Raw genomic sequence first — 8266 nt, 5'->3', positions numbered from 1 at the left:
GAGCATTCGTTGTTTGGTCTTCGCTGGTCAGCATCGGTTGTTGTTTTGAGTTCAAACGAGTGTTATTTTTACCTAAATGGTTAACGCAGAGGAACATGGAATGTTTGGTCAAAATCGTAGTAAATTCCGGCTATCTAACAATCGCATCAGTTCACTCCCTTCGGTCGCTGGGACAACTTTACGGGCGCATTTCGCGTTGCTCAATAGCTGCACCCATAAACTTGCCCTCTATGCGGGGTGTTAGGTTTTAGTCTTTATCAATTCTCTTAAGTGCGTTTTTATAAGCCTGATTTCTGTCCCGTTTACCGATAGCAATGACTTCTACGACCACTATGTCATCCTTTACTAGATAAACTAATCGGTAACCAGATTGGCGTAATTTAATTTTATATATATCTGCCCCGCCCATTACGCGATCGCTTTCAACGCGCGGTACTTTTAATCTTTCAATCAGCTTCTTTTTAAATTGATCTTTTAATGTTGCGCCTAGCTTATTCCACTCTTTTTGCGCAGACTTTTTAAATTGAAGCTTATAAGTCATCTATATTTACCGCGATTGATTCTTCATCTTTGCGTTCGTACACTATTTGCAACAGCTCTAAATCTTCAATCTTATCCATTAACTCCTCATATACGGCTGCGGGTACACAATAGAATGCAGGTTCATTTCTATTTAAAATTGCTACGGGCTCACCGTAAGCACTGCCGGCTACTTTCATAGGATTTGCTTTAAGCTCAGATATGCTAGCAGCAACATCGGCTAAAACTCTGACGGCCATATCGGTCTCCAATTAGGTCTTTAAAGTGGTCATTTTAGAGTTAAATTAACATGTTCACAAGAGTTATGTATAAGCTCATTCTTTCAAGAGTCTCTCTCATCTGTTTTTAATGAGTTGTTTTCGGGTTCGCGAGCATTTATTGTTTGGTTCACGCTGATTAACATCAGTTGTTGTTTGGGACTCAAACGAGTATATTTTTACTTAAATGGTTAACGCAGAGGGACATGGATTGTTGTATCAAAATCGTAATAAATTCGGGCTATCTAACAATCGCATCAGTTTACTCCCTTCGTTGGCTGGGACACTAGCGCCGCGCGCCTTCGGCATTGTCGCACGGCATTACCGGCCCTTAGCTCAAAGTTATGCTCTTTAAGGATGTTTATGATCAAAGAAATCTCAAAACTCGACTTTGAGTCTTTCTGGCCAACGTTTCTATATATAATTCAGGCTCAGGAAACCTATGCAATCGATCCTGATCTGAATTTAGAACAAGCCTTTTCACTTTGGTGCGAACTCCCCTTAAAATCTTACGTGTATGTTGAAAATGATACTGTCTTAGGAACTTATTATCTTAAGCAAAACGCTATGGGACCAAGCAGTCACATTTGTAATTGTGGCTATATGGTCTCAAATGAAGCCAGAGGTAAAGGTATTGCTCGCCAGCTTTGCGAACATTCTCAGAATATTGCACTAGACCTTGGGTTTGATGCTATGCAATTTAACAGTGTGGTTTCAACAAATAAAATAGCAATATCGCTTTGGGAAAAGCTAGGCTTTAGTATCGTAGGGACTGTGCCAAAGGCATATAAGCATGGTCAACTGGGGTTTGTGGATAGCTATGTTATGTACAAATGGCTACGAAAATAACAAGGCGCTTAACACGCTCCCTTTTTTCACTGGGACGCAAACGCAGCGGTGCTTCGCAATGTTACCACTGCATTTATACCTGTTTGCTTAGTGTTATGTCTGAATGCATGCAACCTGAAGCTCCAAGTGCTGAGTGAACGGAAGGAAGTCGCGATCTGTAAAAAGCAGTGGGATGTTTTTCTCAATGCAAAAAGTAGCGATAATTACATCTGCTGATTTTCGGATAGTAATGCCCTGCTTACGCAAAACTCGATAATTTTCAGCTGCTTTTATTGCAAGATCAGTAGTAAGCATATTGAATTGATAAAGAGCAGCGAGGCTTTGTTTTGCTATCTGGTAATCTTTATCGCTTTGGAATCCTTGGAGAATCTCAAGTAGTATCAAGTCACCGATAGCTACATCCTCATGACTTAACGCAAGATCCAAAAAGTTTGTTTCTTGAGTTTCAATACCTTTAAAATAGTCAATCCAGACGCTTGTGTCGACTAGAATCATTTAGATGTTCTCATCTCTTCAAGGTCCCCGTCCCACTGAAGTTTGCCTCGAAGGCTTTTAATATTTGTTTGCTTTTTTAACCTAATGAGAGCTTTTAATCCCTCTTCCACCGCTTCCCTTTTCGTCTGCAATCCAGAAGTTCTCAAAGCATCAGCCATAAGTTCATCATCAATAACTATATTTGTTCTCATACGCCACCTGTGTGTATATATTTTGAGTTTATACACATTAACATTTGCTTATATAAATACAATCATATTTTGCGTTATTTAAAGCTCTTTCTTTCAAGAGTCACTCTCATCTGTTTTTAACAAGTTATTTTCGGGTGCGCGCGCATTCGCTGTTTGGTCTTCGCCAGGATAATTCAGTTGTTGTTTCAGTCAAAGTTGGGTATTGTTTAAATTCAAACAACGTATCAAATAACAACATCAAAGGAGTGAAGTTTGTTAATTCAAGATTGCATTAATCCAACCAGTTATAACAAACACATCAGTTCACTCCCTTCGGTCGCAGGGGCAAGCTTACGGGCGCATGTCGCGTTGCTCAAGAGCTGCACCCATAAACTTGCCCTCTATGCGGGGTGTTATAACTACTTCACTAGGAGAGCAATATGGAAGCTATGGGAATTATAGGATTTATTTTTGGTTTAGCTGGTTTATCTTATGCTACGACAGCAAAAAACGATATCGCCAAATTGAAAATAGAGTTTGAAGATTTTAAGGCATCTTTAGAAGCTTCAGATAAATCGAATAAAAGTAGCTCATCGGAATAACTATCGGCTAAATGTAGTTATAACAAGGGTTTTCAAGTCGGACAAATTACAGTTGACTTTTTGTTCGTTCCTCACTTGTTTTAGCCAACTGCAATTTGCCGCTTAAAACGGCGTTAAGTTTTATTGTTAGCGAGATTTCTTTACATCGCGATAAAAGTTTTCATGAGAGTCTAAGGCTATAAGCTCTAATGTGACAGTACCATCTTCATAGCTATATCCAAGAAGAGTGAGTTGTTTGAGCATTTTGAATTTATAAACTCGTAAAAAAATCAGGTCGCCTTTTTTTTGTTCCCCTAGTAATGGGTTTTCTATTAGCTTTTTAACTGCGTTATCTAATTCCATTTTTTGGTTTTTATGCAGTTTTTTTACTGCTTTCTTAAAGCTGGGTGTTTGTAGGATAGTTGTTATCTTAGCCAAAATTATAAGGCTCCAACTTACCAGCTTCTTTTTCAGCTTTTGAAATTATAGCTTGCCTAACAAATTCGTAGGGAAGCTCAGGATTGTCTTCCATCATTTCTCCAATTTTAGCCCAGTGCTCAATTTGTTTGGGTGTTGTCCTGTTTAATGCTTTACCCATAATTGCTGCTTTTTCCACTAAATCTTCATCTAATCGCACACTTGCTGTAGCCATAACTCTTTCCTCTGAAAATGAGACTGCATTGTAGCGTACCGCATCAATTGGTGCAATGCGCTACAGTTCTTCATGAGTTATGCTATTGCTCTTTCTTTCAATAATCACCCTCATCTGATTTTAATTAGTTAATTTCGGGTTCGCGCGTATTGGCTGTTTGGTCCACGCTACTAACCTTCAGTTGCTCTATTAACTTCAAACGAGTATTGTTTTACTTAAATGGATAACGAAAGGAAACAAGGAATGCTTTATCAAAACCAAGTTAAATCAACCTGTCCTAACAATCGCATCAGTTCACTCCCTTCAGTCGCCGGGGCAACTTTACGGGCGCATTTCGCTTCGCTCAAAAGCTGCACCCATAAACTTGTCCTCTATGCGGGGTGTTATGTGAATCTTAACATTGTAGGAGTTATTGAAATATGAGAATGGTTTATACCAACGAAAATGCTGTACTTGTTAATCACGCTAAGAACATTCTAGAAAACGAAGGCATATCTACTTTTGTAAAAAATGAACAGGCTGCTACAGGCGGTCACGTTAATTTTGCATTAATGGAGTTATGGATAACCATCGATGAAGACCTGCAACAAGCAAATGACTTATTAGCATCATTAACAAGTGCGCCAGCGGGTCAAGAATGGCAGTGCTCCAATTGCGAAGAAAAAAACGACGTTTCATTCGATATTTGTTGGAAATGCAGTAATGAGGCTCCTGAGTGACCTCAGATTCACATAACAAAAACACCAACCAGAAAACTACTCGCTGGGCTGCGCCCAATCGCTTCGTATTTTCTAGTTATAATATTAGGCGTTAGGTCTACAATAAGGAAATTAAAATGAAATATTTTTATTTAGCATTAGTTGTTTTTCTATCGGGGTGTGCCAGCACGAATAATGAGTTGGTCAATACAGATGCAATGCGGCTAATCGAAAAGGCAGCAGACGTTGCGCCGAAATCAGTTAATGGAGAGTTTGTATTTAAAGTGCAGGCCGCGGGTAAGCAGCGTGATTATGTTTATCTAAATACGCAGCTAGACTATCGAGATGGTCGCAACATTACGATCGCGCTATCACCGCATGTTGCTGATTACCTAAAAACAGAATTTGGTTCAACACCTCAAGAATACTTAGTCAATAAACGAGTAATGGTTAGAGGTGAGGCAAAGCAAATAAAAGTTTGGTTCACTTCTAATGGCAGGCGAACGGATAAATACTATTTTCAAACCCATATCCGCGTCAGCTCGCCCGATCAAATTCAAGTTTTAGGGTAGTATGCCATACAAACGCATCAGTTCACTCCCTTCAGTCGCTGGGGCAACTTTACGGGCGGGTTTCGCTACGTTCAAAAACTGCACCCGTAACCTTGCCCTTTATGCGGGGTGTTATGTGGATAGGTTGGTATGGGATATAAAATAAATCACTATGCTAGACCTGTCGACTCAAAAGTTGCTTTCGGTTGGGAGTCAATTCTAAAAGACCTAACGCTTGGATTAGTATCTACAGCAATGTGTTACTTTGGCTTTGAAACTGGAGTAGCGCAATTAGCTTTTTCCATGGGACTAGTAGCATTTATGTTCTATATGTCGCTTTTAATTACGTTAATAGGAGAATTGAGGGATTATAGACACAAGGTCAAAAAGCTAGAATTAGAGGCCATAAAAAAGGAAGAAGATGCTTAAAGGTCTCTTCTCAAAGTTCTCTGCAGGCTCGCTCTCTCAAGACTCACTCCCATCTGTTTTAAAGAGTCTACTTTGGGTTTGCGAGCATTCGTTGTTTGGTCTTCGCTGGATAACATCGGTTGTTGTTTTAGCGCTAAACAAGTATTGTTTTACCTAAGTGATTAAACAAGGTGACCGAACGAATATCTGGTCAATATCCGTAATCGTAATTGGAGAGTAACATTCGAATTCAAGGGCGGTAATGCTTACATTCTAAATTATGAATTTTAACTTAGAAGTTTGAGGTAATTTTAATAGGAGCTAAAGATATGGAAAATTTAGGTTTTGTTTTTGGAATTATAGGTATGTCAATGGGTATAACCGGCCTTGCTTTTGGTGTTTTATCAATGTCCAAAATAGATAAACTTGAAACAAGACTCAAGGAGCTCAACGTTCTAAATCAGGATTTTAAGTCAAGTTAATGCTGATGGAAGCATCAGGATGAACTCACTCAACATAAAGCTACTTATCGGCATATTAATTTCCATTGCTTTAATTTCTACAGGTGTTGTTTATTGGAAGATTGCGCAAGATGAAATCTTCTATCTATGTGGTAATTTCTCGGCTGGTGTAAAGAAATCAAGTGTCGTTAGGCAACTGGAAACAGCTAACCTGTCAGACTATACAATAACTAATAGTGAAAATGGCTCAAATATTGTATTTAAAAGTAGGCTTTATTTTGTCACTAATCAATGTATTATCGAGATAGATAAAAGTGACAATGTTGTAGTTGCGGCATATCAGTAAACCTAAAAAGAGCATCAGTTCACTCCCATCAATCTCTGGGCAACTTAAGGCGTACTTCGCTATTCAAAGTTCCTCATAAACATACCCTTTCAGCGGGTTGTTTTAGATACTTACTAAGTTGTTTATCGCAGTTAGACAAAACCAGCTAAAAGTCTTAAGAACGTCAATTAAATCAAATTGACACTTAATCAATCACATTATGAGTGAAGTTAAATAATTGGTTGATTTCAAAATAAGGAATAATTTATGAAGTCTGTTAGCACTGCAATTATTTTACTGTTATTTGTTTTAGTGATGAGCAACATTAGTTACGGACAAGATGACGTTCCCATCCCAAGTGGCCCTTATCTAGGTCAAACGCCACCAGGCTCAACACCTGAGTTGTTTGCGCCCGGTATCGTTAATACGGAAGAATTGATTGAAATTGAGGGCATGTTCGGGGCGGATATGCATACTTTTTATTTCGTCAGGCGCGATGAAAAAGAAGTTTATTCCCTAAATGTCATTGAGTTTAAGAATAATCAATGGCAGAAGTCTATTGTCAAATCCAACGTTGGCGGCGCATACATCTCATCCGACGGTAAGATTATATATTTAAACAATAGTTATATTGAGCGCACTAACGACGGTTGGTCAGAGCTAAAACGACACGGCTCACCTTTCGAAGATATCGACATTATGCGGCTCTCAGCTGCTTCCAACGGCACTTATTATTTTGATACTTTTGCCCCACCAAAGTTTGATACTCCAATTCGCTATTCACGCTTGATTAACGGCAAATATGAACAGCCGAAGTCACTGGGCCCGCAGTTTGGTATTGGACGATACAATGCTCACCCCTTCATTGCACCGGATGAAAGTTACATTATCTTTGATAGCATTAGAGATGGTGGATATGGCAAATCAGACCTCTATATCAGCTTTCGAGGAGCTGATGGCTCGTGGGGTCCAGCCATTAACATGGGCGACAAGATTAATACCGCGGCGTCTGAAAAAAGCCCAAGTGTGTCACCCGATGGAAAGTTCCTCTTCTTTGATCTGCGGACAAAACGCGGAAACGAAGAGGTAAATATCTATTGGGTGGATGCTCAAATTATTGATACGCTGCGCCCCAAATAGCAACGCATAAAACAAGCAAGTCTAGCGTAGCATCATTCGCTATGCTTCTAGTGACGCCTATGTGGGACGGATCCCTTAAGTGGTACAGGTGTTTTATCACGTAAACTGGTTTATACTTTAAACCGAGAATGCTCTGAATCGGAAAGGCTAATGAAAATTGACTCGCTTACTACAAACGAAAAAGTTGTTTTGGCTCAACAGCTTTGGGATTCAGTTGTGGCTAATGAAGACACTTTGGAAGTTTCAGCGAGCCAGAAAGCTGAGTTAGATAGAAGAGTCTTAGAATTTGAAACAGATGGTAATGCTGGCAATCCATGGCACTCTGTTAAATCGAGGATTCTAAATAAATAATGTTTGAAAACGTAAGGATACGACCAGAAGCAGAATTGGACTTGCAGGATGCATATGATTATTTTGAACAATGCAGGGCAGGTTTAGGCGCTGAATTTATGGAATGCGTCCAAAGTTCATTAGCAAAAATTTCTTCAAATTATAAGTATTATCCCATTGTTTATGGCTCTATTAGGCGCATATTAGTTAGTCGCTTTCCTTTCGCTGTATTTTTTAAAGTTGTTAACCATATCATTGTCGTGTTTGCTGTTCTGCATTGTGCTAGAGAGCCTAAAATTTGGCGTGCACGCACATAACAACACCAATAAAATCCCGCTCTTGACGTGGCGATAGAATAAAAAAGGAAGATGAATATGAACAAATGGATGTTGCTATTGATTTTTACGCTTGTAGGGTGTGGAAATCAACCACTAGTAGTCGCAAATAACAATAACCGATGTAAAGATTTTGTTCGTGAAGAGTCAACGGAAGCATCATTTGTGACTGCTGCTAAAGTTCTAAAAAGAGTGCCGCCTGAGTATCCGAGAAAAGCAGCAATTAAAGATATGGATGGTTATGTAGTGATGGTTTTTGATATTACAGAGGGTGGTAAGCCTCACAATATCGATGTAATAGAGTCATACCCCGCAAAAGAGTTTGACGCAAATGCAAAACGTGCATTGTCTGAATGGGTTTATGAGCCAGCGAAAAAGGACAATGGTCCGGTATCGAGTATTTGTCATAAGCTAACGCTCGAGTTTAAGCTTCGCTAGCTCATTGTTACAAATGTATCGGCCTTGCTCACAAGT

17 protein-coding genes are annotated in these 8266 nt (G+C 39.3%); 11 read left to right on the top strand and 6 right to left on the bottom strand.

The features are described 5' to 3' along the window. Window positions 1-247: 247 nt before the first annotated feature. The gene (locus ACKLNX_RS00655) at window positions 248-541 is read right to left on the bottom strand and encodes a type II toxin-antitoxin system RelE family toxin (protein WP_412970858.1); all 294 of its coding nucleotides are present in this window, start codon (window positions 539-541) and stop codon (window positions 248-250) included. Then, entirely contained in the window at window positions 531-779 is a 249-nt protein-coding gene (locus tag ACKLNX_RS00650) for a type II toxin-antitoxin system Phd/YefM family antitoxin (protein ID WP_412970857.1), read from the bottom strand. The genes ACKLNX_RS00655 and ACKLNX_RS00650 overlap by 11 nt, the downstream gene beginning before the upstream one ends. A gap of 381 nt (window positions 780-1160) precedes the next feature. Between ACKLNX_RS00650 and ACKLNX_RS00645 the strand changes: the two genes are divergently transcribed. After that, on the top strand, window positions 1161-1646 hold the full coding sequence (locus ACKLNX_RS00645) for an N-acetyltransferase family protein (protein WP_412970856.1): 486 nt from the start codon (window positions 1161-1163) through the stop codon (window positions 1644-1646). 93 nt (window positions 1647-1739) lie between these two features. Here ACKLNX_RS00645 and ACKLNX_RS00640 read toward each other — a convergent pair whose 3' ends face one another. Further along, window positions 1740-2141, bottom strand: coding sequence for a PIN domain nuclease (locus ACKLNX_RS00640; protein ID WP_412970855.1), 402 nt, complete (start codon window positions 2139-2141; stop codon window positions 1740-1742). After that, window positions 2138-2332, bottom strand: coding sequence for a type II toxin-antitoxin system VapB family antitoxin (locus ACKLNX_RS00635; RefSeq protein WP_412970854.1), 195 nt, complete (start codon window positions 2330-2332; stop codon window positions 2138-2140). Before ACKLNX_RS00635 ends, ACKLNX_RS00640 begins: the two co-directional genes overlap by 4 nt. Window positions 2333-2751: 419 nt before the next feature. Between ACKLNX_RS00635 and ACKLNX_RS00630 the strand changes: the two genes are divergently transcribed. Beyond that, a complete protein-coding gene (locus tag ACKLNX_RS00630) occupies window positions 2752-2913 on the top strand; it encodes a hypothetical protein (RefSeq protein WP_412970853.1) in 162 nt (53 codons plus the stop codon). Between the two features lie 126 nt (window positions 2914-3039). Here the strand turns inward: ACKLNX_RS00630 and ACKLNX_RS00625 are convergent, their stop codons facing one another. Together ACKLNX_RS00625 and ACKLNX_RS00620 are read right to left on the bottom strand one after the other, a co-directional pair. Beyond that, window positions 3040-3330, bottom strand: coding sequence for a type II toxin-antitoxin system RelE/ParE family toxin (locus tag ACKLNX_RS00625; RefSeq protein WP_412970852.1), 291 nt, complete (start codon window positions 3328-3330; stop codon window positions 3040-3042). Further along, window positions 3323-3544, bottom strand: a complete 222-nt coding sequence (locus tag ACKLNX_RS00620) for a TA system antitoxin ParD family protein (protein ID WP_411695524.1) — start codon at window positions 3542-3544, stop codon at window positions 3323-3325. Before ACKLNX_RS00620 ends, ACKLNX_RS00625 begins: the two co-directional genes overlap by 8 nt. Window positions 3545-3963: 419 nt before the next feature. Here ACKLNX_RS00620 and ACKLNX_RS00615 point away from each other — a divergent pair, with 419 nt between their 5' ends. From ACKLNX_RS00615 to ACKLNX_RS00575, 9 genes are all read left to right on the top strand, one after another. Beyond that, entirely contained in the window at window positions 3964-4263 is a 300-nt protein-coding gene (locus ACKLNX_RS00615) for a DUF2007 domain-containing protein (protein ID WP_412970851.1), read from the top strand. Between the two features lie 116 nt (window positions 4264-4379). Continuing rightward, entirely contained in the window at window positions 4380-4814 is a 435-nt protein-coding gene (locus ACKLNX_RS00610) for a hypothetical protein (protein WP_412970850.1), read from the top strand. 129 nt (window positions 4815-4943) lie between these two features. Further along, on the top strand, window positions 4944-5222 hold the full coding sequence (locus tag ACKLNX_RS00605; protein ID WP_412970849.1) for a hypothetical protein: 279 nt from the start codon (window positions 4944-4946) through the stop codon (window positions 5220-5222). 308 nt (window positions 5223-5530) lie between these two features. Continuing rightward, complete coding sequence (locus ACKLNX_RS00600; RefSeq protein WP_411695520.1) at window positions 5531-5683, top strand: hypothetical protein; 153 nt, start codon at window positions 5531-5533, stop codon at window positions 5681-5683. A gap of 19 nt (window positions 5684-5702) precedes the next feature. Next, complete coding sequence (locus ACKLNX_RS00595) at window positions 5703-6008, top strand: hypothetical protein (protein ID WP_412970848.1); 306 nt, start codon at window positions 5703-5705, stop codon at window positions 6006-6008. A 246-nt stretch (window positions 6009-6254) separates the two neighbouring features. Continuing rightward, window positions 6255-7127, top strand: a complete 873-nt coding sequence (locus ACKLNX_RS00590) for a TolB family protein (RefSeq protein WP_412970847.1) — start codon at window positions 6255-6257, stop codon at window positions 7125-7127. A 150-nt stretch (window positions 7128-7277) separates the two neighbouring features. Beyond that, window positions 7278-7478, top strand: coding sequence for an addiction module protein (locus ACKLNX_RS00585; RefSeq protein WP_412970846.1), 201 nt, complete (start codon window positions 7278-7280; stop codon window positions 7476-7478). Further along, entirely contained in the window at window positions 7478-7774 is a 297-nt protein-coding gene (locus tag ACKLNX_RS00580) for a type II toxin-antitoxin system RelE/ParE family toxin (protein WP_412970845.1), read from the top strand. Before ACKLNX_RS00585 ends, ACKLNX_RS00580 begins: the two co-directional genes overlap by 1 nt. Window positions 7775-7831: 57 nt before the next feature. Then, window positions 7832-8230, top strand: a complete 399-nt coding sequence (locus ACKLNX_RS00575) for an energy transducer TonB (protein ID WP_412970844.1) — start codon at window positions 7832-7834, stop codon at window positions 8228-8230. The last annotated feature ends 36 nt before the right edge of the window (window positions 8231-8266 follow it).

The organism is Glaciecola sp. MF2-115 (assembly GCF_047250385.1).
GTDB lineage: Bacteria > Pseudomonadota > Gammaproteobacteria > Enterobacterales > Alteromonadaceae > Glaciecola.
The sequence above is the reverse complement of the archived record's forward strand: the minus strand, read 5'-3'. Positions and strand labels throughout refer to the sequence as shown.